A 25,910-nucleotide genomic window follows, 5' to 3' on the forward strand; every position below is an offset into this window, starting at 1 on the left:
CCACCCCCCGGCCCGCTTGGGGGGGGACCCGCCCCTCTTTCCTGGTGGGGGTCACCAAACGGCACCACCCCGCCATCGCCCCAATCGCCGGCGGGGCTGATTGCGGCCCCGCCGGCGATTGAGGCGCTGGGGGAGGGTCTGGGGCGGAGCCCCCAGGGAGCGGGGTCCGGGGCAGCGCCCCGGGGAACGGGCGAAGGGCGGGGAGGGGCCGAGCCCGCGCAGCGGCACAGCACCCGCACACATCCACCGGCACCGGCACAAGCACGAGCACCGGCACCGGCACCGGCACCGGCACCGGCACCGGCCAGGGCAATCGCCAGAGCAATGGCCAGGGCAATGGCCGGACCCGCTCCGCCCGGCCAGGGCAACGGCGGGGCCCGACGTAGAATCCCCCCATTGTGTCTGAGCCCCTGAATCCCCAGCCCAGCCTCCCCGACTCCCCGCCGGAGGCGTACACGCCGCCCAAGTGGCGCACCGAGCCGCGGTTCCCCGACGGTCCCGCGCCCGACCCCGCCGGGTCGCACCACGAGCGCCGGATCCGGAGCTTCCAGCCGCGCCGCAGCCGGGTCACCACCGGCCAGGGCGAGGCGCTGAAGCGGCTGTGGGGCACCTGGGGCCTCGACATCGACGGCCACGAGGTCATCGACCTGGAGAAGCTCTTCGACGGGCTCCCGGTCATCCTGGAGATCGGCTTCGGCATGGGCGAGGCCACCGCCCAGATGGCCGCCGCCGACCCCTCCACCGGCATCCTCGCCGCCGACGTGCACACCCCCGGCCAGGGCAACCTCCTCGCCCTCGCCGAGCGGGGCGGCCTCACCAACGTCCGCGTGGCGAACGGCGACGCGATCATCCTGCTCCGCGAGATGCTCCCGCCCGCCTCCCTCGCCGGGATGCGCGTGTACTTCCCGGACCCGTGGCCCAAGGCCCGGCACCACAAGCGGCGCCTGATCCAGCCCGAGTTCCTCGACCTGGCCGCCACCCGCCTGGCGCCCGGGGCCGTGCTCCACTGCGCGACCGACTGGGAGGACTACGCCGAGCAGATGCTCGAAGTCCTCACCGCCCACCCGGAGTTCGTGAACACCCAGGCCGACGGCGGCTACGCGCCGCGGCCCGAGTTCCGCCCGCTCACCCGTTTCGAGGGCCAGGGCCTGGACAAGGGCCACGTCGTCCACGACCTCCTCTTCGCCCGGCGCGGCGCGGAGGAGATCGAACCGGCAGTCGAACCTGACTCCAAGAACTGACAAACGTCACTCGGAGTGTCCGACCCGCTCGGTAGGGTCATCATGTGTACCGAGCGCTCTCCCGTGTGCTCGCACGCCCATCGGGCCCGGCCCGCATGTGCGTGCTCGGCACGCTGCTCACCGCCACCGGGGTCGTGATCCTGGAGCTCGTGCGGGAGCAGACCGGCACGGCCGGGTTCTTCGTGGGCCTCGGCCTGGCCCTGCTGCCGGTGCCGCCGCTGATGGCGGCGTTCCGGTGGGTCGGCCGGGCCGCGCCGGGCCCCTGGCGGCAGTTGCTGTTCTGCTTCGGCTGGGGGGCCTGTACCGCGGCGCTGATCGCGATACTGGCCAACAGCTTCGCCACGGAGTGGATGGCCGCGGCCTCCACCGACCCCGCCGCCGCCGACCGCCTCGGCTCGGTCGCGATCGCCCCGGTGGTGGAGGAGACCGCGAAGGCCGCGGCCCTGCTCCTCGTCTTCGTCTTCCGAAGACGGCGGTTCACCGGCGCCGCCGACGCGATCGTGCTCGCCGGGTTCACCGCCACCGGCTTCGCCTTCACCGAGAACATCCTCTACCTGGGCAACGCCTTCGAGGAGGACCTGGCCAACGGCACCCGCGTCCTGGACTCCGTGACGGCGGCGACGTTCTTCGTGCGGGTCGTGCTCTCCCCGTTCGCGCACCCCCTCTTCACGGTGCTCACCGGCCTCGGCTTCGGCGCTGCCGCACTCACCGCCCGCCGTGCGCGCAGGACCGGGCTGCCCCTGCTGGGCCTGGCCCTCGCCATGGGAGCCCACGCGCTGTGGAACGGCTCCTCGCACTTCGGTGAGTACGGTTTCTACCTGGTCTACGGCTGCGTGATGGTCCCGGCGTTCGGGCTGCTGGTGTGGCTGGCCGTGCGGGTCCGGCGCGGGCGCCTGCGGGCCGTCGCCGCCGAGCTGTCGGTGTACGCCGCCGCGGGCTGGCTCAGTCCGGCGGAGGTGCCGGCCCTGGCTTCGGTGCCGGCCCGGTCACTGGCGCGCGCCCTGGCCCGCCGCACCGGAGGCCGCCCCGCCGCCCGCGCGGTGTCCCGGTACGCGGCGGACGCCGCCGCCCTCGCCCTGCTGCGCCGGCACGCCCGGCAGTCCGGCCCGGGCGGCCGCGGCCGGGACCCGGAATTCGCCGAGCGGGAGCGCGAGTTGCTGCACCGGCTCTGGCACCGCCGGGCGACGGCCGCGCCCGCGCTGGCACGGGCCGCCGTACTGGAGGAGCTGCTGGCCCCGCCGCGCTGGACCCCGCAGGCCGCCGCCCCGGCGCCCGCGCGGGTCCTCGTACCGGCGGCCAGGACTCCGGAGCTGTCGGCCTCGCCGACCTAGCGGGGTGCCCCCGGGCCGAGCCGTCAGACGTCGAGGCCCTTCGAGCCCAGCCACGCCAGCGGGTCGACCGTCGAGCCGCCCTTGCGCACTTCGAGGTGGAGGTGCGCACCCGTGACGTTGCCGGTGGCGCCGACCCGGCCGATGGTCTCTCCGGCGCCCACGGAGCCGGAGGTCACGGACATCGAGGAGAGGTGGCAGTACCAGACCTCGGTACCGTCGTCGAGCTTGAGCACGATCCGGTAGCCGTAGGCCCCGGACCAGCCGGCGGAGATGACCTTGCCGCCGCCCACGGCCTTGACGGGGGTGCCCGTCGGAGCGGCGAAGTCGAGGCCGGTGTGGTAGCCGGAGGACCACATGGAGCCGGCGGCCCCGTAGTGGGAGGTGAGGGTGTAGGAGGAGGTCGGCAGGGACCAGCCGCCCGCCGACTGCGAGCCGGAGCCCGTGCCCCCGCCGGAACCGGTGCCGGTGCCCGCCGCCTTGGTGGCGGTCTGCTCGGCGGCGGCCTTGTCCGCGGCCGCCTTCTCGGCTGCGGCCTGCTCGGCGGCGACGCGCGCCGTCTCGGCCTCCTTGTCGGCGGCTTCGCGCTGGGCCTTGGCCTCCTGGGCGGCGCTCTCGCGTGCCGTCCGCTCGGCGTCCGCCCGGGCCTGGGCCTCGTCGGCGTCCTGCTGCGATTCGGCCTGCAGGAGGATGCGGCTGAGCAGCGCCTCGCCCGCGTCGCCGCCCTGCTTCGGCACCGCGGCGGTCTCCGTGCCGCCCGCGACGCCGGTGCCGGAGTCGGCCGCGGCGGCGGTCCGCACGGCGTCGCCGCCGTCGGTGCCGGAGTGGCCGCCCCCGCCGAGCAGGTCGGGCATGGATATGGAGACCTGGGGGCGGTCCTGCGCGGTGGCGATGCCGCCCGCGCCGACCGCGGCGATCACGCCGACGCCGAGGACGGTCGAGCTGCGGGCGAGTCCGCCGCGCGCCTTGAGGACGCGGTGCTTGCCACGGAGCGGGCGTGCGGAGTCCTCCGTGGGATTCCACTCGCCCCAGGCTCCGGCAGTGGGCGCCTCCTGGACGTCGATGCCGTCAGGGGCAGGCGAGTTGGAGGCCACCGGGGCACACTCCTCATGGGCGAGAACGCACACGGGTGCCGTCGTTGCGACAGCTGGGACGACCGCGCTGCGTTATCGAACGGTAATCTACGCGGGGGAATGATTCCAAGCCGAAGCGATTGATCGTTAACACCAATCGGCCACGCCTCGAACAGCTTTGGCCTCCGCATTCGGCCCATGGAGCCACAACTCCGGCAATTCTCCCGCCCCACCCCCACCACTCCAGCCACACCGGCCAAATGACGCACTGTCAAGCACCTTGCACAGAGCCCCCTCTCGGCCACGCACGGTCACCCGGCCCCTCGCGGGTCGTCGCGGCGCACCACCGGGACGGTCCTCCTGCGCTCCGGCTGCCCCTCCCCCGCCCGCCCCACCGCGAGCAGCGCCATGTCGTCGGTCGTACCGCCGCCGGTGTGCCGGCGCACATCGCTGCTGAGCGCGCCCAGCAGCTCGTCCGGCCCCGGGAAGACCCTCCCCCGCAGCCGGGCCGCCGGATCGTAGAAGGTGCCCGACCCGTCCCGCGCCTCGGTCAGCCCGTCGGTGTACAGCAGCAGCGTGCTGCCCGACGGGAAGGGCCACTCCTGCGGCCGGGACGCCCCGCCGGCCGCCAGCTCGCCCAGGCCCAGCGGCAGCGCCGGCTCGGCCGGGGCCAGTACCGCCAGGCCGCCGTCCGCGTACAGCAGCAGCGGCTCGGGGTGGCCCCGGTTCAGCAGCCGCAGCCGTTCGGCGCCGGGCGGGATCTCCCCGAGCACGCACGTGGTGAACCCCTCCACCGCGTCCAGGCTGCCCCGCCGCGCCCCCTCCCGGGCCAGGGCGCGCTCCAGGCGCCGCGCGAGCCCCTCCAGGGTCGGCTCGGTCTCCGCCGCCTCCCGGAAGGCACCCAGCACCACCGCGACGGCCTCCACGGCCCCCAGCCCCTTGCCCCGTACGTCGCCCACCGCGAGCCGCACGCCGTACGGGGTGTCCTGGACGGCGTAGAGGTCCCCGCCGATGAAGGCGTCGGCCTGCGCGGCCTCGTACCGGGCGCAGACGTGCAGCCCCGCGATCCGCCCGGCCGGGGTCGGCAGCACGGCCCGCTGCGCGGCCTCGGCGATCCCGCGCGCCGAGGCGAGCCGCTCGCCGCCGCGCCGTACGACCAGGTTGATCAGCAGCGCCAGTCCGGAGACGGTCAGCACCGTCGCCAGCTCGGTCAGCGCCTCCACCTTCCAGCTGGTGCCGTTGTGGACGTGCAGGCCCACGACCACCAGCGAGGCGGCGATCCCGGTCAGCGCGGTCGCCCGGAGGGTGTACAGGGGCGCCGCGATCAACGGGGCCGCGGTGAAGAAGGGGGATCCGGTGAAGCTGGGCGGGGTCGCGAGGTCGAAGACCGTCCCCAGCACGATCAGCAGCACCGGCAGGATCCGCACCACCCGCCGGGCGGCGCCGTCCGCGCTGCCGTCCTCGCCCTGCCGGCCCAGCCCCGCCACGCTGCTCTCCTGCCGCCCGGTCGCGCCCCGCCCCTCCAGGCTGGCGGGAGGCGGCCCCGTACGGCGAGCGGACCGGGCCGAAGGGGTGACGACGCCGCGCCCCGGCCCCGGACACGACGAAGGCCCGGTTCCAAGAGGAACCGGGCCTTCGTACTGAGTAGCGGGGACAGGATTTGAACCTGCGACCTCTGGGTTATGAGCCCAGCGAGCTACCGAGCTGCTCCACCCCGCGTCGGTAAACCCAACTCTACGTCATCCGGGGGACGGCTCCTGCCAATTAACCCGCCCACACCCCCGCTGAAGGACATAACCGCAGGTCAGAGCCCTAGAACTATTCCATCCCGGTGCCCGGAGCAGCAGATCGGGCACCGGCGCGCAGGCCCTGGGACGGGATCAGGCCACCGGCCGGCCCCGGGAACGACGGAGCGCCCCGTCCGAAGAAGTCGGACGGGGCGCTCGGCGCGGGTCCGGAGGATGCTCCCCCGGGCCTGCGAGCGGTAGGCCATGTCGGACTCGAACCGACAACCAACGGATTAAAAGTCCGCTGCTCTGCCAATTGAGCTAATGGCCCTCCAGGTGCTCACCCCAGAGCATAGCCGGAGAGGGGCTGCGGACCGATCGGGTATCGCCGGGTGTGGCTCCGGCGGTTTCCCGCCATCCGGCGCGGGAGGGGCGAAACGGCCGGAAATGGGCTCGGCCCCCACCGCACCGGAGTGCTGTGGGGGCCGAGTCTTCGTCAGGTGGCGCTCAGGCGTCAGCCGTTGCGCTTCCAGCGGGGCTTGTCGTCGCGGCGGAAGCCGCCACGGTCGCCACCGCGGTCGTCACGGTTGAAACCACCGGACGGACGGTCATCGCGACGGAAGCCGCCGGAGGGACGGTCGTCGCGGCGGAAGCCGCCACGGTTGTCGCCGCCACGGTCGTCACGGTTGAAACCACCCGACGGACGGTCATCGCGACGGAAGCCGCCACGGTTGTCGCCACCACGGTCATCGCGGCGGAAGCCACCCGACGGACGGTCGTCACGGCGGAAGCCGCCACGGTCGCCGCCACGGTCGTCACGGTTGAAACCACCCGACGGACGGTCATCGCGACGGAAGCCGCCACGGTTGTCGCCACCACGGTCGTCACGGCGGAAGCCACCCGACGGACGGTCGTCACGGCGGAAGCCGCCACGGTCGCCACCACGGTCGTCACGACGGTTGTCGCGGCGCTCGTAGTTGCCCCGGTCGTCGCGGCGCTCGAAGGTGCGCTCCTGGGCGACGGGCTCGGCGACGGCGGCCACGGCAGCGGCGACCTCGGCCTCGGCGGCCTCGACGACCTCGGCGACGGCGGCCTCCGGGTCCTCACCGCGCTCGCGGGCGGAGCGGGCGACGAGGCGGTCGGCCTCCTCGCGCAGCTCGGCGGCGCGACGGGTCGCGCGCTCCAGCTGCTTGGTCAGGTCGGCGACCTCGCGCTCGGCCTGCTTGGCGGCGTTGTTCGCGGAGTCGGCCTGGACCTCGGTGAGCGAGCGCGCACCGGTGATCTCGGCGACCTCCGGGTCGAAGGCGCCGGCGCCCTGGACGATGTGGCGCGAGGCGTCGACGCCCGCGTCCTCCATCAGGCGGAAGATCTGGCGGCGCTGGTGCGGCAGGGCCAGGGAGACGACGACACCGGACTTGCCGGCGCGGGCGGTACGGCCCGAGCGGTGCAGGTAGTCCTTGTGGTCGCCGGCCGGGTCCACGTTGAGGACCAGGTCGATGCCGTCGACGTGGATGCCGCGGGCGGCGACGTCGGTGGCGACGAGCGCGTTGACGTAGCCGTCCTTGAAGTCGGCGAGGACGCGGGTACGGGCGCCCTGCGTCATGCCGCCGTGCAGCGCGTCGGCCTTCACGCCGGACTCGATGAGCTGCTCGGCGATGCGGTCGGCGCCCAGCTGGGTGCGGACGAAGATGATGGTGCGGCCCTTGCGGGCGGCGATGGCGGCCGTGACCGGCGCCTTGTCCTTCGGCTTCACGACGAGGACGTGGTGGGTCATGGTCGTGACGTTGCCCTGGGCGCTGTCGACCTCGTGGCTGACCGGGTTGCTCAGGTAGCGCTTGACCAGGGTGCCGATCTCGTTCTCCATGGTGGCGGAGAAGAGCATGCGCTGGCCGCCGGCCGGGACCTGGTCGAGCAGCTCGGTGACCTCGGGCAGGAAGCCCAGGTCGGCCATCTGGTCGGCCTCGTCGAGGACCGCGACCTCGACGTTCTCCAGGGAGCAGGCGCCGCGGTTGATGATGTCGCGCAGACGGCCGGGGGTGGCGACGAGGATGTCGACACCGCGCTCCAGGGCGTAGATCTGGTTGCCCATGGAGGTACCGCCGCAGACGACCTTCATCTTCAGGCCGAGGACGTCGCCGTAGGGCTGGAGGGCGTCCGCGACCTGCATGGCGAGCTCGCGCGTCGGGGTGAGGATGACGGCGCGGGGCTTCTTCTTGTCCGTGTGGCCGTCGGTCAGGCGGGCCAGGGTCGGCAGACCGAAGGAGAGGGTCTTGCCGGAACCGGTGCGGCCGCGGCCGAGGATGTCCTTGCCGGCCAGGGCGTCCGGGATGGTAGCGGCCTGGATCGGGAACGGCGTGGTGACGCCGTTCTGGGCGAGCTTGCGCACGACGCCCTCGGGCAGACCGAGGTCCGCGAAGGTGACGGTGGGCTCGGCGTCGTCGGCGTCGGCCGCGTCCGCCTCGGCGGTCACGTCGGCGACATCCGCCACGTCAGCCTCAAGGGCTTCGATGATCTCGTCGCGCTCGATGGCGTCCATGGCCTCGGTGACCGCGAGGGTCTCGGCGTCGACGATCTCGGTGGAGTCGTTCTCGGGCATGACGGAACGGTCAGAACTGGAAATGGACATGCGAAATGCGAAACCTTCCGGAGTCTCGGCACGCGCCCAAACTCCGTGAATCGCAAATCGACCGCCTCAATGCGGTCAGCCACGGCTAGGGAGAGTACGCGCCACACGGCGCTCTTCGGATTCGGCGCCGGGCAATGGGATCAAACGATCTATAACCATACGCACCCTCCCGGGGGTCTGGCAAGTCACCCTCCCGATTTCGCCCCTGACCTGCGGCGATACCTCGGGGACGAGTTACGCGAACCCCGGAAGGGCCGCCCAGAACCCCTCAGACCCGGGCAGAGTCCCTCAGGCCAGGGTCGCCCCCGGACCCGCGTCGGACGACCCGCTCGGCGTGGGTTCCGTCACAGTCGGGGTGGGGTCCGGCGTGGGGGTGGTCGTCCCGCCCGACCCGCCGGAGCCGGAGCCGCCGGAACCGGATCCCGAGCCCGAACCCGACCCGCCGGACCCCGAACCCGACCCGGACCCCGAACCGGATCCCGCGCCCCCGGCGGCCGACCCCGCGCCGCCGGCCCCCGAGCCCGAACCGGACCCGCCCGCCGCGGACCCCGGGCCGCCGGCACCCGTACCGCCCCCGGACGGCACCTGGCCGCCCTGACCGCCCGCGCCGCCGCCCGGGCCGGCCGACGGGGAGGGCTGCCCGGGCTTCGCGGGCGCGCCCGGGCTGGGCGAGGCGCCGGTCGCGCCGGAGGCCTTCCCGGGCTCACCGGGCTTGCCCGCCTGGCCGCCCGTACCGTCCTTCACGCCGTGGCCGTTGCCGTGCACCCCGGAGCCGTGGCCGCCGCCGGCCGCCCCGGCGGGCCCGCCCGTGTCCTTGCCGCCGACCGAGGCCGCGGGCCCCGGCTTCGCGGCGTCCTCGCCGACGCTCATGCAGCCCGCCGTCGCCGCCACCGCGAGCGCGGAGACGGCCAGTCTGAGGGACGCGGACAGGGAAGCGGTCAAAGGGCGCACGGGGGCACCTCCGGAGCACTGCGGCGGGGTCCGCGATGAGCGGGTCAATGAGCCCAACTCCCTTTACCCCGTAAGAGACACGCCCCTTACGCGAACAGCTGTCGCGCCACCTGCGACCCGAGCGTCACCGCGCCCAGCCCCGCCAGCACCGACGCCGCGACGTTCGCCGCGGCCAGGAACCGCCGGCCGCGCTCGGCCAGCCGCAGGGTCTCGTACGAGAAGGTCGAGTACGTGCTGAGCGCCCCGCACAGACCCGTACCCAGCAGCAGGTCCGCCCGCGAGGAGCCCGCGCCGGCCAGCGCCGCCCCCGCCAGCACCCCGAGCAGCAGACAGGCCGCCGCGTTGACCACGAAGGTCCCCCACGGGAACACGGAGTCGTGGCGGGCCTGCACCGCCCGGTCGGTCAGGTACCGCAGCGGCGCCCCGACGACGGCACCCGCCACCACCAGCAGCCAGTTCACCGGCGCCCCCGCGCACCGAGCGCCAGCCGGGTCACCGAGGCCGCCGCCCACACCGCGCCCAGCGCAGCCGCCACCGTCAGCCCGGCGTACGCCAGCGCGGTCCCGGCCTCGCCCTCGTCCAGCAGCCGGGAGAAGTCCACGGCGTAGGTGGAGAAGGTGGTGAACCCGCCGAGCACCCCCACCCCCGCGAACGGCCGCAGCAGCGGGTGCGGCGCGCTCCGCCCGCCCTCGCTGATCAGCACCATGAGTACGCCGATCAGCGCGCAGCCCGCGGCGTTGGTCCAGAAGGTCGCCCACGGGAAGGCCCCGGGCCCGGCCGGCCACAGCAGGGCCAGCCCGTAGCGGGCCGAGGCGCCGACGGCCCCGCCCGCGGCGACGGCGGCCAGCACCCGGCCCTGCGGCTCGGCGCGCTGGGCGGGCACGTGCAGGTCGACGTCGGGGTCGATCGCCTCCGCGCCGGGGACCGGCCGGGTCACCCGTAACCCAGGGCGTGCAGCCGTTCGTCGTCGATCCCGAAGTGGTGGGCGATCTCGTGCACCACCGTCACCTCCGTCTCGGCGACCACGCTCTCCCGGTCCTCGCACATGCGCAACGTGGGGTTCCGGTAGATGGTGATGCGGTCGGGGAGCACTCCGGCGTACCACTCGCCGCGCTCGGTGAGCGGGGTCCCCTCGTACAGGCCGAGCAGCTCGGGGTCGTCGGCCGGCGGCTCGTCCTCGACGAACACGGCGACGTTGTCCATCAGCCGCGTCAGCTCCGGCGGAATCCGGTCCAGGGCCTCTGCGACGAGCTCCTCGAACTCCTCGCGCGTCATCTCCAGCACCCGGCCATTGTCGCCCCGGTGCGGGCGCCCGCAGCTCGTCGGGGGAAACCGTTTTGGCGATAGCTCCTCCGATCCCATATGCTTCTCACGTCCCCGACGCGCTGCAAAGTGCCCGGCGGGCCTTTAGCCCTCATCGTCTAGTGGCCCAGGACGCCGCCCTTTCAAGGCGGTAGCACGGGTTCGAATCCCGTTGGGGGTACGCAACACCATGTGCAAGACTTGCTCTTGCACACACCAGGTCCTGTGGAGCAGTTGGTTAGCTCGCCACCCTGTCAAGGTGGAGGTCGCGGGTTCAAGTCCCGTCAGGATCGCTGAGGCTGGAAACAGTCTCGTGGCTGGGTAGCTCAGTTGGTACGAGCGATCGCCTGAAAAGCGATAGGTCGCCGGTTCGACCCCGGCCCCAGCCACAGAAGGAAGGCCCCGTCCATCGGACGGGGCCTTCCGCGTTCTACTCCTCCCGCTGCTCCGCCCGGGCGGAGCGCCGCCACCGCGCCAGGCCGAAGGCGAGGGCGCCCGCGCCGACCAGGGCGAGCAGCGCCCAGTCCGGCACGGCGTCCGCGAGGGAGCCGGCCCACCGCTCGACGGCGTACGAGTCGTCCACGTCCAGCAGCCCGGGCAGGGCGCTCGCCCCGTCGTACGCCAGGAACAGCGCGCCCAGGGTGATGAAGAACAGCCCGGACAGCAGCGACGTCGTGTGCAGTTCGAAGCGGCCCGCCCGGAAGGCCCGGCCGCGCAGCCAGCGCCGCCGGCCGAGGTCGAAGCGCTCCCAGAGCAGGGCCAGCACGAACAGCGGTACGGCCATGCCCAGCGCGTACACCGCCAGCAGCAGGCCGCCGTAGACCGGGCTGCCGCTGACGGCCGCCACCGTCAGGACGCTGCCGAGGATCGGGCCCGCGCAGAAGCCGGCCAGCCCGTAGACCGCGCCGAGGGCGTACACCGACAGGGCGGTGGTCGGGCGGATCCGGCCGGACAGCTCGGAGATCCGCCTCGGGGCGAAGCCGAGGCCCAGGATCTGGGCGAGGCCGAGCGCGATGATCAGCCAGCCGCCGGCGAGGACGAGCAGGTCACGGTTGCCGTGGAAGAAGCGGCCCGCGTAGGAGCCCGCCGCGCCCATCGGTACGAGGGTGCTCGCGAGGCCCGCGTAGAAGATCCCGGTGCGCGCCAGGAGCCGTGAGCGGGAGTCGATGGAGTACGCGAAGAAGGCGGGCAGCAGCAGGGCGCTGCACGGGCTGAGCAGAGCGAGGAGGCCACCGAGCAGGGCGGCCAGGTATCCGATGTGGGTCACTGCTTCGCCGCCGCCTCGGCCCTGGCGATGGCGGCGGTGAAGGCGTCCAGGGGCTGGGCGCCGGCGATGGGCTGCCCGTTGACGAGGAACGAGGGGGTGGACTGGACGCCGATGCGGTAGCCCTCCTCCTGGTCGCGGCGCAGCGCGGCCGAGGCCTGCTCGCCGCCCATGTCGGCCTTGAAGCGGTCCAGGTCGGGGACGCCGGCCTCGCGGGCCAGCTCCACGAGCCGGTCCTCGCCGAAGCCCTTGGCCTTGGCGCCCTCGGCGTACGCGGCCGCGTGGAAGGCGGTGAAGCGGTCCTGCTGCCCGGCGGCCCAGGCGGCCTTGGCGGCGGCCTCGGACTCGGCTCCGAAGATCGGGAAGTTGCGCCACTCGATGCGGAGGGTGCCGTCCTCGACGTACCTCTTCACCAGTTCGGGTTCGGTGTCGCGGGCGAACTTGCCGCAGTAGCCGCACTTGAAGTCGGAGTACTCGATGAGGACGACGGGCGCGTCGGCGCGGCCGACGGCGAGCTTGTCGCCGGCTTCGCGGCGGGCCAGCGCCTTGAGCTCGGCGGCGGGGTCGGTGCGGGGCGTGGCGGCGGCGGTGTCGCGGTGCGGCTTCTCCTGGGGGGCGGTGGCCTGCCAGGACACCAGGCCGAGGGTGACGGCGGCGATGGCGACCCCGGCGGAGATCAGCAGGGGCTTGCGGGACGAGCGGGACATACGGGTGCTCCAGAACTGCGTGGCTGCGTGTGGTGAAGGGGGGACTGGTGGTGCGGCCCCCCTACACCCGCATCACGGACAGCTCCACCGGCGAGGGCGCCCGCTGGTCGGGGCCGCGTACGGGTACGCGTACGCGCAGCGCGAGGTGCGGGCGCGCCTGCCCGGGCGCGGGGCGTGCCGCCGCGAGCTGCGCGTGGTCCTGCCCGCCGGCCCGGGGCGGCACCCCGGGCCCCTGCCCCCGCCCTCCGGGATCACACGAGGGCCCCGGCCCCTGGTCGCCGGTGGGGGCGTCCGCCACACCGGTCCCGGAACCGGTCGGCGCCGGAGCGAAGCCCGTCGGCGCCGCGCCCCGGTCCGGGGTCTCCCGTACCGGCCCGGCCGGGTAGCGGGCAGCGGGCCCGTGGGCCTCCGGCCGCACGGCAGGTGCGGAGGCCGGGTCCGGATCCGGGGCCGCCCGCACCGGCCCGCCCGTGCCGGTGGCCGCCTGCGGGGCCGGGCCCCTGTCCGCGGTCGCCCGCGCGGGCCCGGCCGGGGCCAGGGCCGATTCCCGACCCGCAGTCGCGAGTACACGAGCCGAGCGCAGCTCCGGACCGGCCTCCGGCCGCCCGGCCAGGGCAAGGGCCGGATCCCGGTCCCGGGTCCCCTGTACGGGCCCGGCCAGGGCAAGGGCCGCCCGCAGGGCAGGATCCCGGTCCGGGGTCGTCCGTACCGGCCCGGCCAGGGCAAGGGCGAGGGCCGTGCCCAGCAGAGCCACGAGGACGGCGGCAGCCGAACGGCGGAAGGACAACGGTGGGCGGCCTCTCACTCGCACAACTGGGGGACTCGTCCCGAAATGGTACGGGGAGGGGCACAAATGCGTTCGCCACCCGCCCGGCCCAGGTGAGATCCTCGATCAGGTATGTCTACTTCCTTCGCCGCCCTGCAGACGCTTCTCGGTGAGATCTCCCTCCGTGACGCGCACCGCCTCGGCCGCCGCCTCGAGGGCGCCCGCCGTATCCGCAAGCCCGAGGCCAGGCAGGCCGTGCTCGACGAGATCGCCGCGGAGGCCGAGAAGGCCGCCGCGCGACTGGCCGGCCGCGCCTCGCGCATGCCGGAGGTCACGTATCCCGAGAACCTGCCCGTCAGCCAGAAGAAGGACGAGATCGCCGAGGCGATACGCGACCACCAGGTCGTGATCGTCGCGGGCGAGACCGGCTCCGGCAAGACCACGCAGATCCCCAAGATCTGCATGGAGCTGGGACGCGGCGTCCGGGGCATGATCGGGCACACCCAGCCCCGGCGGATCGCCGCCCGCACGGTCGCGGAGCGCATCGCGGAGGAGCTGAGGTCGGAGATCGGGCAGACCGTCGGCTGGAAGGTCCGCTTCACCGACCAGGTGGACCAGGACGCGACCTTCGTGAAGCTGATGACGGACGGCATCCTGCTCGCCGAGATCCAGACGGACCGCGAGCTGCGCGCCTACGACACGATCATCATCGACGAGGCGCACGAGCGGTCCCTGAACATCGACTTCCTGCTCGGCTACCTGGCCACGCTGCTGCCCAAGCGCCCCGACCTCAAGGTGGTCATCACCTCGGCGACCATCGACCCGGAGCGGTTCTCCCGGCACTTCGGGGACGCGCCGATCGTCGAGGTCAGCGGGCGGACGTACCCCGTCGAGGTGCGCTACCGGCCGCTCCTCGAAGAGGACTCCGAGGAGAGCGACCGCGACCAGATCACCGCGATCTGCGACGCCGTCGACGAGCTCCAGGGCGAGGGCCCGGGCGACATCCTGGTCTTCCTCTCCGGTGAGCGGGAGATCCGCGACACCGCCGACGCGCTGGTCAAGAAGAAGCTCCGCTTCACGGAGGTCCTCCCCCTGTACGCCCGGCTCTCGCACGCCGAGCAGCACCGGGTCTTCCAGCCGCACACCGGCCGCCGGATCGTCCTCGCGACCAACGTCGCCGAGACCTCCCTCACCGTCCCCGGCATCAAGTACGTGATCGACCCGGGCACGGCCCGCATCTCCCGCTACAGCCACCGCACGAAGGTGCAGCGGCTGCCGATCGAGCGGATCAGCCAGGCCAGCGCCAACCAGCGCAAGGGCCGCTGCGGCCGTACCAGCGACGGCATCTGCATCCGGCTGTACTCCGAGGACGACTTCAACGGCCGGCCGGAGTTCACGGACGCCGAGATCCTGCGGACGAACCTGGCGTCCGTCATCCTCCAGATGACCGCCGCCGGGCTCGGCGAGATCGAGAAGTTCCCCTTCATCGACCCGCCGGACCACCGCAACATCCGCGACGGCGTGCAGCTGCTCCAGGAGCTCGGCGCGCTGGACCCGGCGCAGAAGGACGTGAAGAAGCAGCTCACCCCGATGGGCCGCCAGCTCTCCCAGCTGCCGGTGGACCCGCGGCTGGCCCGCATGGTCGTGGAGGCGGACAAGAACAACTGCGTCCGCGAGGTCATGGTCATCGCGGCGGCCCTGTCCATCCAGGACCCGCGCGAGCGGCCGTCGGACAAGCAGACGCAGGCGGACCAGAACCACGCCCGGTTCAAGGACGAGACGAGCGACTTCCTCTCGTACCTGAACATGTGGCGGTACGTCCGCGAGCAGCAGAAGGAGCGCGGCTCGTCCTCCTTCCGCCGGATGTGCAAGCAGGAGTACCTGAACTTCCTGCGGATCCGGGAGTGGCAGGACATCTACGCCCAGCTGCGGTCGGTGGCGCGGACCATGGGGATCCACGTCAACGAGGCGGACGGCGCCGAGACCAACATCCACATCTCGCTGCTGGCCGGCCTGCTGTCGCACATCGGCCTCAAGGACACCGACAAGAACGAGTACCTGGGCGCGCGGTCGGCGAAGTTCGCGGTGTTCCCGGGCTCGGCGCTGTTCAAGAAGCAGCCGAAGTTCCTGATGTCGGCGGAGCTGGTGGAGACCTCGCGGCTGTGGGCGCGGGTGAACGCCAAGGTGGAGCCCGAGTGGGTGGAGCCGCTGGCGCAGCACCTGATCAAGCGCACGTACAGCGAGCCGCACTGGGAGAAGGACCAGGCGGCCGTGATGGCGTACGAGAAGGTCACGCTGTACGGCGTGCCGATCGTGGCGCAGCGGAAGATCAACTACGGCCGGATCGACCCGGAGGTGTCGCGGGAGCTGTTCATCCGCAACGCGCTGGTCGAGGGCGACTGGCGGACCCACCACAAGTTCTACGCCGACAACCGCAAGCTGCTGACCGAGGTCGAGGAGCTGGAGAACCGGGCGCGGCGCCGCGACATCGTCGTGGACGACGAGACCCTGTTCGACTTCTACGACCAGCGGATCCCGGAGCACGTGGTCTCGGGGGCGCACTTCGACTCCTGGTGGAAGCACAAGAAGCGCGAGGAGCCCGAACTCCTCGACTTCGAGCGGGAGATGCTCCTGACGGAGAAGGCGGCCGGGGTCACCAAGGCCGACTATCCGGACTCCTGGCGGCAGGGGCAGCTGAAGTTCCGGGTGACGTACCAGTTCGAGCCGGGCGCGGACGCGGACGGTGTGACCGTGCACATTCCGCTCCAGGTGCTGAACCAGGTCACGGACGAGGGCTTCGACTGGCAGATCCCTGGTCTGCGGGAGGAGGTCGTCACGGAGCTGATCCGTTCGCTGCCGAAGCCGATCCGCAGGCACTACGTACCGGCTCCGAACTACGCGACGCGTTTCCTGCTGACGGCGCATCCGATGCAGGAGCCGCTGCCGGTGACGCTGGCGCGCGAGCTGCACCGGATGGTGGGCGTGCCGGTGGCGGCGGAGGACTTCGACCTCGGCCGGATCCCGGACCACCTGAAGATCACTTTCCGGATCGTCGACGAGCGGCGCCGCAACCTCGCCGAGGACAAGGACCTGGAGGCCCTGCGGCTGAAGCTGAAGCCGAAGGCCCGCCAGGCCCTCTCCAAGGCCGCGGCCGCCACCGCCGAACGGGCGGGCGGGGAGTCCCTGGAGCGCACCGGTCTGACGGACTGGACGATCGGCACGCTGGAGAAGGTCTTCGAGACCCGCCGGGCGGGCCAGCCGGTGAAGGCGTACCCGGCGCTGGTGGACGACGGGGCGAGCGTCTCCGTACGCCTCTTCGACACGGAGGCCGAGCAGCAGCGGGCGATGTGGCTCGGCACGCGGCGCCTGATCCTGCTGAACATCCCGGTGAACCCGGCGAAGTTCGCCTCGGACAAGCTGTCGAACCAGCAGAAGCTGGCACTGTCGCGCAATCCGCACGGCTCCATCCAGGCGCTGTTCGACGACTGCGCGACGGCGGCCGCCGACAAGCTGATCGCCGATCACGGCGGTCCCGCCTGGGACGAGGCCGGCTTCCGCCGGCTCTACGACAGGGTCCGGGCCGATCTGGTGGACACGACGGTGCGGACCGTCGGGCAGGTGCAGCAGGTCCTGGCGGCCTGGCAGGCCTGTGAGCGGCGGCTGAAGGCCACGGGCAGCCTGGCCCTGATGGCGAACGTCGCGGACGTGAAGGCGCAGCTGGCGGCCCTGATGCCGGCCGGTTTCGTGACGCTGACCGGGCTGAAGCGGCTGCCGGACCTGATGCGTTATCTGGTGGCGGCCGACCGGCGGCTCCAGCAGATGCCGACGGGTGCCCAGCGCGACACCACGCGCATGGAGAAGGTCCACGAGATGCGGGACGAGTACCTGTGGCTGCTGGAGCAGTTGCCGAAGGGCCGGCCCGTCCCGGAGGCGGTCACGGAGATCCGCTGGATGATCGAGGAACTGCGGGTCAGCTACTTCGCGCACGCCCTCGGGACGGCGTATCCGGTCTCCGACAAGCGGATCGTGAAGGCGGTGGACGCGGCGGCGCCGTGATCCGGTTCGACCGCACCCCCTGAGCTGCTGTACAGTCTGTTTCGCAGCCGCGCCAGTCGGCCGCGAATCAAGGTCCTGTGGAGCAGTTGGTTAGCTCGCCACCCTGTCAAGGTGGAGGTCGCGGGTTCAAGTCCCGTCAGGATCGCAGAAACGTCAGGGCCCGTATTCCGCAAGGGATACGGGCCCTGACGCGTATCCGGGCGCCGGCCGCGCCGCAGGGCGCCGGCGATCCGGGCCGACTCCCCCGCCGCATGATCGCCCGAGCCCCGTGGCGCCCCTGTGGGCCCCCCTGAGAGCCCCGGTGCCCCCTCGGCGCTTCCCGGGCCGCCGACGCGGCCCGGGGGCCTTCCAGGGGCCCTTCAGCGGGGTCGGGGGAACACATCGCCCGGAGAGGAAAAATCCCCCATACGCATGAGGCGCTCTGTACCCGGACCTCCCTTTACGGGGGGCATTGCCGGATGTACAAGAGTTATCAGCTGTGACGGGAGTCACCACATGAGTTTTTGAGACTCGCACGTTTATCGGACTCATACGCACGCTCAATTTAATATGTGCAATGGCACCTACCCCGCCGGCGCCCGGGGACGACGGGGTCCCGAACCCCTCCCAGGTCCGCCCGGGGGCGCTCCGGACACAAAAAGATCGCGCTGGACCCGGCGGAGTCCAGCGCGATCAAACGGCAGTGAGCCTGTTGGGGCAGGCCCAGCCGATGAAGCCATGTGGGTTTCATCGGATTGGGGGATCCGACACGTACCCGTTAATGCGGTGTTGCTGCGGGACCTCAGGCCTCGCTGCGCTGCTGCGGAATTCCCGCGAGCAGTGCGCGGACCTCGGCCTCGCGGTAACGGCGGTGTCCACCCAGGGTGCGGATGGACGTGAGCTTGCCAGCCTTGGCCCAGCGGGTGACCGTCTTCGGGTCCACGCGGAACATCGTGGCAACCTCAGCCGGGGTCAGCAGCGGCTCGGCATCAGGGGTGCGAGCGGTCATGAGCGGCCTCCTCGGGAGAACCGAACCATCTCGGTTCTTTCCTCTAAATTCTGCACCTTGGCCCGCGTTGCCCGAAATGGACATACGCAGGCCGAGTCGGTTATAGGACGAACGGCTTGTCCTCGGCACTACAACTACACCATCCGTCCAGCCTCGACGGCCAAACCGATGGAATTGCCCTCCGAGGTGTTCATCAGCGGCGGAAGCCGATGGACCGCCCCATAACGGACAGTCACCCCACTGTGACGATCAGTCACAGAGCGATCAGGAGTCGTCAGACCCCCCATAGAGTGCAATACCGAGCATTCCGCCCAAAGTTGGGTGGAAGGAACCCTCCCCGGACTCCTTGTCCTATTTTGGCACGAGGGTAGGGGAAGGGCGCAAGGGTGTGGATAGTGCGTTCCGTCACGCTTGGGCCAATGGCCCGTATCGGGACGTAGGTCCTGGAACTAAGACCCTAATGCGGTGATCGAACCCTTGATCTGCGTATTGTGGCCGATCGGCCGATGACAACCGATACGGGCGATACGCGAGGGGTCCGAACGGGTACCGAACGGGATTCGTACATGATCCCCACCGACCACGGGTTCCGAAAGGCCCAAAGCCCTCCTAGTTCGCGAAGAGCCTCTCCCGGACCGCCCGCCACCGCAGCGAAAGCTCCCCGTAGACCTGCGAGGCGCCCTCGCCGTCGCCCGCCCGCAGGGCCGCGAGGCCCTCCGCCAGGTCACGTGCCGACCGGTCCCCCGCCAGGCCGTCAGCCGGCAGCGCGTGCAGCAGCCCCCCGTAGTCCAGTTCGACCATCGAGCGCGGATGGAACTCCTCCAGCCAGCTCCCGACCTCCACCAGCCCGTCCGCCAGCGGCCCGTAGCCCTGGCCCTCCGCCGCGCGCAGGGTCCGCAGCGCCCGCGCGAGCCGCCGCCGGGCCTGCACCATCGGGGTCCGGTAGCGCAGCCGTTCGCCCCGCAGGTACTCCCGCTCCTCGTCCGCCACCAGCACGAACCAGCGCAGCGGGACCTGCCACACCCCGGTGCGGATCCACGGGCGCGCCTCCGGGTTCCGCTCGCGCCAGGCCTCGTACGCCTCGGCGGCCCGGCGCCGCTGCGCCGGCGGCAGCGCCGCGTCCAGCACCGGGCGCGGGAGCTCGGCCACCAGCTCCTGGAGCGCCAGCCAGCCGCGCAGCCGGGTCCGCCAGGGGCACACCAGCAGCACCCCGTCCCGCTCCGCCGTGAAGGCGTCCCCGCTCTCGTGCGCCGGGACCCCGACCACGGGGACCCGTACCAAATCGGAGAGCGAGCGCCGCAGTTCGTCCTGGGCCGTCGGGGCGGTCCCGCGCCGGGCGTACGCGGCCCAGTGCGTGCGCTCGGGCTCCGTGAACGCCGCCAGGGGCTCGTACACGCGCAGGTAGGAGGCGTACGGGACGGCCGGCCCGGGCCGTGGGGATTCGCTCACGCACCGGTCCTGCCCTTTTTGGCGCTCCGGCTCACCTCCGGGGCCGGGTAACCCGGGAGTGTTCCGATCCCCGGACAGGGGGTACCCCCGCGCGCCGCAGGTCTTACTCTGCTCCCAGTGCGCCCTCCCCCACCCGCAGGGCGGGCGTCTTTCCGCCGCATCTCTTCCATGGGAGTCACCACCGTGACCGAAATGACCGACGGCGTCCTGCACACCCTGTTCCGTTCGGAGCAGGGCGGCCACGAGCAAGTCGTGCTGTGCCAGGACCGAGCCACGGGCCTCAAGGCCGTCATCGCCATCCACTCCACCGCCCTGGGCCCCGCCCTCGGCGGCACGCGCTTCCACGCGTACGCCTCGGACGAGGAAGCCGTCCGCGACGCGCTGAACCTCTCGCGCGGCATGTCCTACAAGAACGCCCTCGCCGGTCTCGACCTCGGCGGCGGCAAGGCCGTGATCATCGGCGACCCGTCCGTCCTCAAGAGCGAGGAACTCCTGCTGGCCTACGGCCGGTTCGTGGAGTCGCTCGGCGGCCGCTACGTCACCGCCTGCGACGTCGGCACGTACGTCGCGGACATGGACGTCGTCGCCCGCGAGACCCGCTGGGCCACCGGCCGCTCCCCCGAGAACGGCGGCGCCGGCGACTCCTCGGTGCTGACCGCCTACGGCGTCTTCCAGGGCATGCGCGCCAGCGCCCAGCACCTGTGGGGCGACCCGACGCTGCGCGGCCGCAAGGTCGGTGTCGCGGGTGTCGGCAAGGTCGGCCGCCACCTGGTGGAGCACCTGCTGGAGGACGGCGCCGAGGTCGTGATCACGGACGTCCGCGAGGAGTCGGTCCGCGAGATCCTCGACAAGCACCCCGGCGGCGAGGTCACCGCGGTCGCCGACACCGAGGCCCTGATCCGCGTGGAGGGCCTGGACATCTACGCCCCCTGCGCGCTCGGCGGCGCCCTGAACGACCACTCCGTCCCGGTCCTGACCGCCACGGTCGTCTGCGGCGCGGCGAACAACCAGCTCGCCCACCCGGGTGTGGAGAAGGACCTCGCGGACCGCGGGATCCTCTACGCCCCCGACTACGTGGTCAACGCGGGCGGGGTCATCCAGGTCGCCGACGAGCTCCACGGCTTCGACTTCGACCGGTGCAAGGCGAAGGCATCGAAGATCTTCGACACCACGCTGGCCATATTCGCACGTGCGAAGGCCGACGGGATCCCGCCGGCCGCCGCGGCCGACCGGATCGCCGAGCAGCGGATGTCCGACGCCCTCGCGGAGCGCGCCGCGGCACGCAAGGCGTAGCCCTTTCCGGGACCCGCCGGAGCGCGGCGAGACAGAACTCACTGCGCTTCGGCGGGTCGGCGGCCAGGAAAGCGTTAAAATCGCAGCTGACCAGCGAGTACGGGGTGTCCCGCTGGTTCTGTGGAGAGGCGCGTCATGCGGGCGGCGTACCGTATGGCCGCGGAAGCAGGTACCGTTAAACCCCTACGGACGGTCTCTCCACGGAGAGCCCGCTCCGAACCATGAACGCGTGTCAGACTCTGGGGCCGTCGAGCCCCGTCACCGAGGGGGTCGAGCCATGGGGCGCGGCCGGGCCAAGGCCAAGCAGACAAAGGTCGCCCGCCAGCTGAAGTACAACAGCGGCGGGACTGACCTCTCGCGTCTGGCCAATGAGCTGGGCGCATCGCAGACAGAGCCGCTGCCTATCAGCGCGCCGGTCGAAGTCGATGACGATCTGGACGACGACGACCCGTACGCCAAGTACGCGGATCTGTACAACGATGACGACGAGGACGAGGACGAGCAGTCCGGCCCCTCGGCGCACCGTCGCGGGGCTTGACGCACCGATCCTCTGTTCACGGCGTGCCTACCAGCAGGCTGACTGAACTTGTTCCACACGTGCCGAAACCCGGTCCAGGGCATTGCCCCGGACCGGGTTTCAGTGCTGCTCAGACCGCGTAGCTCCCGGTCAGGGTCGCGCCCTCGGCGTGGTCGCCCCGGTCGAGGATCTCGCCGGCGACCCAGGCCTCGACGCCCCGGTCGGCGAGGGTGGTCAGGGCCACGTCCACCGACTCCTGCGGGACCACGGCCATCATGCCGACGCCCATGTTCAGGGTCTTCTCCAGCTCCAGCTGCTCGACGCTGCCGGCCTTGCCGACCAGGTCGAAGATCGCCCCGGGCGCCCAGGTGGAGCGGTCGACGGTGGCGTGCAGGTGGTCCGGGATGACCCGGGCGAGGTTCGCCGCGAGGCCGCCGCCCGTGATGTGCGAGTACGCGTGGACCTCGGCCGTGCGGGTGAGGGCCAGGCAGTCCAGCGAGTAGATCTTGGTCGGCTCCAGCAGCTCCTCGCCGAGGGTGCGGCCGAGCTCGTCGACGTGCTGGTCCAGGGACATCCCGGCCCGGTCGAAGAGGACGTGCCGGACCAGCGAGTACCCGTTCGAGTGAAGGCCGGACGACGCCATCGCGATGACGGCGTCCCCCGTACGGATGCGATCGGCGCCGAGGAGGCGGTCGTACTCGACCACACCGGTGCCGGCGCCCGCGACGTCGAAGTCGTCCGGTCCGAGCAGACCCGGGTGCTCGGCGGTCTCGCCGCCGACGAGGGCGCAGCCGGCGAGGACGCAGCCCTCGGCGATGCCCTTGACGATGGCGGCGACACGCTCGGGGTGCACCTTGCCGACGCAGATGTAGTCCGTCATGAAGAGCGGCTCGGCGCCGCAGACGACGATGTCGTCCATGACCATGGCGACCAGGTCGTGGCCGATGGTGTCGTACACGCCCAGCTGGCGGGCGATGTCCACCTTGGTGCCCACGCCGTCGGTGGCCGAGGCCAGCAGGGGGCGCTCGTAGCGCTTGAGGGCGGAGGCGTCGAAGAGGCCGGCGAATCCGCCGAGGCCGCCGAGGACCTCGGGGCGCTGCGTCTTCTTCACCCACTCCTTCATCAGCTCGACGGCGCGGTCGCCCGCTTCGATGTCGACGCCGGCGGCTGCGTAGCTGGCACCGGTGGTCTTCTCTGTCATGACAGGCGAGAGCTTTCGTGTCGTTGCTGCGTGTGGTGCCGGGCCCCGGGAGAAGCCTCAAAGACAGGGCTCGGCGCAGGTGGAGCCGGGCCGGCCCGGGGAGGGCCGGCCCACGGGCCTACGGGCGGCGGAGCGCGTCGGCGGCGTCGGTGCCGCCCGCGAGCTCGTTCTCCAGGAGCTGCTTGCCCAGGAGCTGCGGGTCGGGCAGCTCCATGGGGTACTCGCCGTCGAAGCAGGCACGGCAGAGGTTGGGCTTCTGGATGGTGGTCGCCTCGATCATCGAGTCGAGCGAGATGTACGAGAGCGAGTCCGCGCCCAGCGACGTGGCGATCTCGTCGACCGTCATGCCGTTGGCGATGAGCTCGGCCCGGGTGGCGAAGTCGATGCCGAAGAAACACGGCCACTTCACCGGCGGGGAGGAGATCCGGATGTGGACCTCGGCCGCACCGGCCTCGCGGAGCATCTTCACGAGGGCGCGCTGGGTGTTGCCGCGGACGATCGAGTCGTCGACGACGACGAGGCGCTTGCCCCGGATGACTTCCTTGAGGGGGTTGAGCTTGAGGCGGATGCCGAGCTGGCGGATCGTCTGCGAGGGCTGGATGAAGGTCCGGCCGACGTAGGCGTTCTTGACCAGGCCGGAGCCGTACGGGATCCCGCTGGCTTCGGCGTATCCGACGGCGGCGGGCGTGCCGGACTCCGGCGTCGCTATCACCAGGTCGGCCTCGACCGGAGCCTCCTTGGCGAGGCGCCGGCCCATCTCGACGCGCGACAGGTAGACGTTCCGGCCGGCGATGTCGGTGTCCGGGCGCGCCAGGTAGACGTACTCGAACACACAGCCCTTGGGCTTCGCTTCCGCGAAGCGCGAGGTGCGCAGGCCGTTCTCGTCGATCGCGATGAGCTCGCCCGGCTCGACCTCGCGGACGAAGCTGGCGCCGCAGATGTCGAGGGCGGCGGTCTCGCTCGCGACCACCCAGCCGCGCTCCAGGCGGCCGAGGACCAGCGGGCGGATGCCCTGCGGGTCACGGGCGGTGTAGAGGGTTCCCTCGTCCATGAAGACCAGGGAGAAGGCGCCCTTGACCTGGGGGAGGACCTTGGCGGCCGACTCCTCGATGGTCAGGGGCTTGCCGTCCTCGTCGGTCTGTCCGGCGAGGAGGGCGGTGACCAGGTCGGTGTCATTGGTGGCGGCCACCTGGGTGGCGCGGCCGTCCTGACGGGGGAGGTCGGCGACCATCTCGGCGAGCTCGGCGGTGTTCACCAGGTTGCCGTTGTGACCCAGGGCGATCGAGCCGTGGGCGGTCGCCCTGAAGGTGGGCTGAGCGTTCTCCCAGACGGAGGCTCCGGTGGTCGAGTAGCGGGCGTGACCGACCGCGATATGACCTTGGAGGGATCCGAGGGAGGTTTCGTCGAAGACCTGGGAAACGAGGCCCATGTCCTTGAAGACGAGGATCTGGGAACCGTTGCTCACAGCGATTCCCGCGGACTCTTGTCCGCGGTGCTGCAGTGCATACAGTCCGAAGTAGGTGAGCTTGGCGACCTCTTCACCCGGAGCCCAGACACCGAAGACGCCGCAAGCGTCCTGGGGGCCCTTCTCGCCGGGGAGCAGGTCGTGGTTGAGTCGTCCATCACCACGAGGCACACCACCGAGTGTAGGCGAGATCGACCACTGGTCCGAATTGGGGACGGCCGGGAAATCTCACAGCACAGAGGGTGACCGGGCGGCGCCGTCTCGTATTCCGATCACTTTGTTGACAGCTACGAGGGAATTCGTACAGGCTCTCGCCCCATGCAGCCTCTCGGTGACCGTGCCGTCACCCTCGTCGAGCGCCGCCACGTAGACCTGGTCCGTGTCGCGAGCGCCATCTGTCGCTGTTCTGCGTAGTCACAACTCTTTCTCCTTTTTCCTGATTTCGCTCGTCCAGCCCCGCCCTGCCGTGCCGCGCGCCGTCCCGCGCCCGCCCGGGGCAGGGGCGGCCGGGCCGCGCCTTGGAGTTCCCGTGTCTTCGTACAACAGCAAGCTGTCCCGCCGTGCCTTCGGGGGCGCCGTCGGAGCGACCGCGGCCACCGCCGCCGTGGGGCTGGGCGCCGGTCCGGCGCAGGCCGCCGACGGCCGTGAGGCGGGCCCGCAGGAGCGCGAGTTCCGGGCCGCGCGGGACCGGCGCTCGCGCCGCCCGAACATCCTGTTCATCCTCGGGGACGACCTCGGCTGGGCCGACCTCTCCTCGTACGGCTCCCCGCACATCAAGACCCCGAACCTGGACCGCCTCGCCCGCCAGGGGGTCCGCTTCACCGACGCGTACTCGGGCTCCGCGACCTGCTCCCCGACCCGTTTCAGCCTGTACACCGGGCGCTATCCGGCCCGCACCAAGGGCGGTCTGGCGGAGCCGATCGCCGACAAGTCGGCGGGCCTGGACCCGACGCACCCGACGCTGGCGTCGCTGCTGAAGGAGGCCGGCTACGCCACCGCGCTGATCGGCAAGTGGCACGCCGGCTACCTGCCCGACTACAGCCCGACGAAGTCCGGCTGGGACACGTTCTTCGGGAACTTCGGCGGGGCGCTGGAGTACTACTCCAAGCTGGGCCTGGGCGGCGAGTACGACCTCTACGAGGGCGACGCCGCCTACAAGGACCTGCGCTACTACACGCGGATCATCACGGAGCGGGCGAGCGAGTACGTCTCCCGCGACCACGGCGGCAGGCCCTGGCTGCTGAACCTGAACTTCACCACCCCGCACTGGCCGTGGATCGCCGACGGGGACACCGCCGAGAGCGCCGAGATCGTCCGGCGGATCAAGGCGGGCGACGCGCGGGCGCTGTGGCACCAGGACGGCGGCTCGGTCGAGAAGTACAAGCAGATGGTCGAGGACCTCGACCGGTCGGTCGGCGAGGTGCTGAAGGCGCTGAAGCGCTCCGGCCAGGAGGACAGCACCCTGGTCGTCTTCTCCAGCGACAACGGGGGCGAGCGGTTCTCCTACAACTGGCCGCTGTCCGGCAACAAGGCCTCGCTCCAGGAGGGCGGGATCCGGGTGCCGAACATCGTGCGCTGGCCCGACCGGCTGGACGGCGGCCAGGTCAGCCGGGTGCCCGTGTTCAGCCCCGACTGGACCGCGACCCTGCTGGAGGTGGCCGGGACCCGGCCGCACCGGGCGTACCCGCTGGACGGGGTGAGCCTGGCCGGGTACCTGCTGCGCGGCGAGAGGCCGGCCGAGCGCGACCTGTTCTGGCGGGTGCGCGGGGAGCGGGCGCTGCGCCGCGGCGACTGGAAGTACTACCGCGGCAAGTCGGGGCGCGACCAGCTGTTCAACCTGGCCGGGGACCTGCGCGAGCAGGCCGACAAGGCGGCCGTGGAGCCGGCCAGGCTGGCGGAGCTGCGCAAGGCGTGGGAGGCCGTGGACGCCGGTCTGCTGCCGTACCCGGCCTGAGG

21 protein-coding genes and 6 tRNA genes are annotated in these 25,910 nt (G+C 71.9%); 11 read left to right on the forward strand and 16 right to left on the reverse strand.

Annotation, left to right across the window (positions count from 1 at the left end):
* Positions 1-410 precede the first annotated feature (410 nt).
* Together trmB and ACZ7IF_RS34735 are read left to right on the forward strand one after the other, a co-directional pair.
* Positions 411-1,241 carry a tRNA (guanosine(46)-N7)-methyltransferase TrmB gene (gene trmB, locus ACZ7IF_RS34730; RefSeq protein ID WP_470980115.1) on the forward strand — a complete coding sequence of 277 codons (831 nt, stop codon included), beginning with the start codon at positions 411-413 and terminating at the stop codon, positions 1,239-1,241.
* Positions 1,242-1,336: 95 nt separating this feature from the next.
* Positions 1,337-2,572, forward strand: a complete 1,236-nt coding sequence (locus ACZ7IF_RS34735; protein WP_470980118.1) for a PrsW family intramembrane metalloprotease — start codon at positions 1,337-1,339, stop codon at positions 2,570-2,572.
* 23 nt (positions 2,573-2,595) lie between these two features.
* Here the strand turns inward: ACZ7IF_RS34735 and ACZ7IF_RS34740 are convergent, their stop codons facing one another.
* The 9 genes from ACZ7IF_RS34740 to ACZ7IF_RS34780 form a co-directional block, all read right to left on the reverse strand.
* Positions 2,596-3,663 (reverse strand): M23 family metallopeptidase, encoded by a 1,068-nt coding sequence (locus ACZ7IF_RS34740; protein ID WP_470980035.1) that lies wholly within the window; start codon positions 3,661-3,663, stop codon positions 2,596-2,598.
* A 290-nt stretch (positions 3,664-3,953) separates the two neighbouring features.
* A complete protein-coding gene (locus tag ACZ7IF_RS34745) occupies positions 3,954-5,129 on the reverse strand; it encodes a PP2C family protein-serine/threonine phosphatase (RefSeq protein WP_470980037.1) in 1,176 nt (391 codons plus the stop codon).
* Positions 5,130-5,287: 158 nt separating this feature from the next.
* Positions 5,288-5,361, reverse strand: a tRNA-Met gene (locus tag ACZ7IF_RS34750).
* A gap of 266 nt (positions 5,362-5,627) precedes the next feature.
* Positions 5,628-5,700, reverse strand: a tRNA-Lys gene (locus ACZ7IF_RS34755).
* A gap of 183 nt (positions 5,701-5,883) precedes the next feature.
* Complete coding sequence (locus tag ACZ7IF_RS34760) at positions 5,884-7,995, reverse strand: DEAD/DEAH box helicase (protein WP_470980039.1); 2,112 nt, start codon at positions 7,993-7,995, stop codon at positions 5,884-5,886.
* Between the two features lie 288 nt (positions 7,996-8,283).
* The gene (locus ACZ7IF_RS34765; RefSeq protein WP_470980042.1) at positions 8,284-8,946 is read right to left on the reverse strand and encodes a hypothetical protein; all 663 of its coding nucleotides are present in this window, start codon (positions 8,944-8,946) and stop codon (positions 8,284-8,286) included.
* Between the two features lie 86 nt (positions 8,947-9,032).
* Positions 9,033-9,407, reverse strand: a complete 375-nt coding sequence (locus tag ACZ7IF_RS34770) for a fluoride efflux transporter FluC (RefSeq protein WP_470980045.1) — start codon at positions 9,405-9,407, stop codon at positions 9,033-9,035.
* The gene (locus tag ACZ7IF_RS34775) at positions 9,404-9,883 is read right to left on the reverse strand and encodes a FluC/FEX family fluoride channel (protein WP_470980048.1); all 480 of its coding nucleotides are present in this window, start codon (positions 9,881-9,883) and stop codon (positions 9,404-9,406) included. The genes ACZ7IF_RS34770 and ACZ7IF_RS34775 overlap by 4 nt, the downstream gene beginning before the upstream one ends.
* Positions 9,880-10,230 (reverse strand): metallopeptidase family protein, encoded by a 351-nt coding sequence (locus ACZ7IF_RS34780; RefSeq protein WP_030225620.1) that lies wholly within the window; start codon positions 10,228-10,230, stop codon positions 9,880-9,882. Before ACZ7IF_RS34780 ends, ACZ7IF_RS34775 begins: the two co-directional genes overlap by 4 nt.
* A 126-nt stretch (positions 10,231-10,356) precedes the next feature.
* Here ACZ7IF_RS34780 and ACZ7IF_RS34785 point away from each other — a divergent pair.
* The 3 genes from ACZ7IF_RS34785 (at position 10,357) to ACZ7IF_RS34795 (ending at position 10,637) form a co-directional block, all read left to right on the forward strand.
* A tRNA-Glu gene (locus ACZ7IF_RS34785) sits at positions 10,357-10,429 on the forward strand.
* A 38-nt stretch (positions 10,430-10,467) separates the two neighbouring features.
* A tRNA-Asp gene (locus ACZ7IF_RS34790) sits at positions 10,468-10,541 on the forward strand.
* A gap of 22 nt (positions 10,542-10,563) precedes the next feature.
* A tRNA-Phe gene (locus ACZ7IF_RS34795) sits at positions 10,564-10,637 on the forward strand.
* A 41-nt stretch (positions 10,638-10,678) separates the two neighbouring features.
* Here the strand turns inward: ACZ7IF_RS34795 and ACZ7IF_RS34800 are convergent.
* The 3 genes from ACZ7IF_RS34800 to ACZ7IF_RS34810 all read right to left on the reverse strand — a co-directional run bounded on the left by ACZ7IF_RS34800 (position 10,679) and on the right by ACZ7IF_RS34810 (position 13,006).
* Positions 10,679-11,515 carry a cytochrome c biogenesis CcdA family protein gene (locus ACZ7IF_RS34800; protein WP_470980052.1) on the reverse strand — a complete coding sequence of 279 codons (837 nt, stop codon included), beginning with the start codon at positions 11,513-11,515 and terminating at the stop codon, positions 10,679-10,681.
* Complete coding sequence (locus tag ACZ7IF_RS34805; RefSeq protein WP_470980055.1) at positions 11,512-12,219, reverse strand: DsbA family protein; 708 nt, start codon at positions 12,217-12,219, stop codon at positions 11,512-11,514. The genes ACZ7IF_RS34800 and ACZ7IF_RS34805 overlap by 4 nt, the downstream gene beginning before the upstream one ends.
* 61 nt (positions 12,220-12,280) lie before the next feature.
* Positions 12,281-13,006, reverse strand: coding sequence for a hypothetical protein (locus tag ACZ7IF_RS34810; RefSeq protein WP_470980058.1), 726 nt, complete (start codon positions 13,004-13,006; stop codon positions 12,281-12,283).
* 111 nt (positions 13,007-13,117) lie between these two features.
* Between ACZ7IF_RS34810 and hrpA the strand changes: the two genes are divergently transcribed.
* Together hrpA and ACZ7IF_RS34820 are read left to right on the forward strand one after the other, a co-directional pair.
* Complete coding sequence (gene hrpA, locus ACZ7IF_RS34815) at positions 13,118-17,041, forward strand: ATP-dependent RNA helicase HrpA (protein ID WP_470980061.1); 3,924 nt, start codon at positions 13,118-13,120, stop codon at positions 17,039-17,041.
* A gap of 71 nt (positions 17,042-17,112) precedes the next feature.
* Positions 17,113-17,186, forward strand: a tRNA-Asp gene (locus ACZ7IF_RS34820).
* Positions 17,187-17,822: 636 nt separating this feature from the next.
* Here ACZ7IF_RS34820 and bldC read toward each other — a convergent pair.
* Together bldC and ACZ7IF_RS34830 are read right to left on the reverse strand one after the other, a co-directional pair.
* Positions 17,823-18,029, reverse strand: a complete 207-nt coding sequence (gene bldC / locus ACZ7IF_RS34825; protein ID WP_003949541.1) for a developmental transcriptional regulator BldC — start codon at positions 18,027-18,029, stop codon at positions 17,823-17,825.
* A 609-nt stretch (positions 18,030-18,638) separates the two neighbouring features.
* Positions 18,639-19,478 (reverse strand): DUF8083 family protein, encoded by an 840-nt coding sequence (locus tag ACZ7IF_RS34830; RefSeq protein ID WP_470980064.1) that lies wholly within the window; start codon positions 19,476-19,478, stop codon positions 18,639-18,641.
* A gap of 183 nt (positions 19,479-19,661) precedes the next feature.
* On the opposite strand from ACZ7IF_RS34830, the gene ACZ7IF_RS34835 reads away from it, so the two are divergent.
* The gene (locus ACZ7IF_RS34835; protein ID WP_470980067.1) at positions 19,662-20,771 is read left to right on the forward strand and encodes a Leu/Phe/Val dehydrogenase; all 1,110 of its coding nucleotides are present in this window, start codon (positions 19,662-19,664) and stop codon (positions 20,769-20,771) included.
* A 277-nt stretch (positions 20,772-21,048) separates the two neighbouring features.
* Positions 21,049-21,309, forward strand: coding sequence for a DUF3073 domain-containing protein (locus ACZ7IF_RS34840; RefSeq protein WP_125602468.1), 261 nt, complete (start codon positions 21,049-21,051; stop codon positions 21,307-21,309).
* Between the two features lie 109 nt (positions 21,310-21,418).
* Here the strand turns inward: ACZ7IF_RS34840 and purM are convergent, their stop codons facing one another.
* Together purM and purF are read right to left on the reverse strand one after the other, a co-directional pair.
* Positions 21,419-22,489 (reverse strand): phosphoribosylformylglycinamidine cyclo-ligase, encoded by a 1,071-nt coding sequence (purM, locus tag ACZ7IF_RS34845; protein ID WP_362456326.1) that lies wholly within the window; start codon positions 22,487-22,489, stop codon positions 21,419-21,421.
* A gap of 118 nt (positions 22,490-22,607) precedes the next feature.
* A complete protein-coding gene (gene purF, locus ACZ7IF_RS34850) occupies positions 22,608-24,125 on the reverse strand; it encodes an amidophosphoribosyltransferase (protein ID WP_125819347.1) in 1,518 nt (505 codons plus the stop codon).
* Between the two features lie 147 nt (positions 24,126-24,272).
* On the opposite strand from purF, the gene ACZ7IF_RS34855 reads away from it, so the two are divergent.
* Together ACZ7IF_RS34855 and ACZ7IF_RS34860 are read left to right on the forward strand one after the other, a co-directional pair.
* Positions 24,273-24,368: a putative leader peptide gene (locus tag ACZ7IF_RS34855; RefSeq protein WP_352211348.1), complete on the forward strand. Its 96-nt coding sequence runs from the start codon at positions 24,273-24,275 to the stop codon at positions 24,366-24,368.
* A 115-nt stretch (positions 24,369-24,483) separates the two neighbouring features.
* Complete coding sequence (locus ACZ7IF_RS34860) at positions 24,484-25,908, forward strand: sulfatase-like hydrolase/transferase (RefSeq protein ID WP_470980071.1); 1,425 nt, start codon at positions 24,484-24,486, stop codon at positions 25,906-25,908.
* Positions 25,909-25,910: the final 2 nt, after the last annotated feature.

The organism is Streptomyces sp. NPDC037421, assembly GCF_055602105.1.

What these genes read in the sequence shown, in the direction of transcription:
- ACZ7IF_RS34735 (WP_470980118.1), top strand. Translation starts at nt 1,337, where the DNA reads ATGTGCGTGCTCGGCACGCTGCTCACCGCCACCGGGGTCGTGATCCTG.
- ACZ7IF_RS34760 (WP_470980039.1), bottom strand. Translation starts at nt 7,995, where the DNA reads ATGTCCATTTCCAGTTCTGACCGTTCCGTCATGCCCGAGAACGACTCC.
- ACZ7IF_RS34805 (WP_470980055.1), bottom strand. Translation starts at nt 12,219, where the DNA reads ATGTCCCGCTCGTCCCGCAAGCCCCTGCTGATCTCCGCCGGGGTCGCC.
- hrpA (WP_470980061.1), top strand. Translation starts at nt 13,118, where the DNA reads ATGTCTACTTCCTTCGCCGCCCTGCAGACGCTTCTCGGTGAGATCTCC.
- bldC (WP_003949541.1), bottom strand. Translation starts at nt 18,029, where the DNA reads ATGACCGCTCGCACCCCTGATGCCGAGCCGCTGCTGACCCCGGCTGAG.
- ACZ7IF_RS34840 (WP_125602468.1), top strand. Translation starts at nt 21,049, where the DNA reads ATGGGGCGCGGCCGGGCCAAGGCCAAGCAGACAAAGGTCGCCCGCCAG.
- purM (WP_362456326.1), bottom strand. Translation starts at nt 22,489, where the DNA reads ATGACAGAGAAGACCACCGGTGCCAGCTACGCAGCCGCCGGCGTCGAC.
- ACZ7IF_RS34855 (WP_352211348.1), top strand. Translation starts at nt 24,273, where the DNA reads ATGCAGCCTCTCGGTGACCGTGCCGTCACCCTCGTCGAGCGCCGCCAC.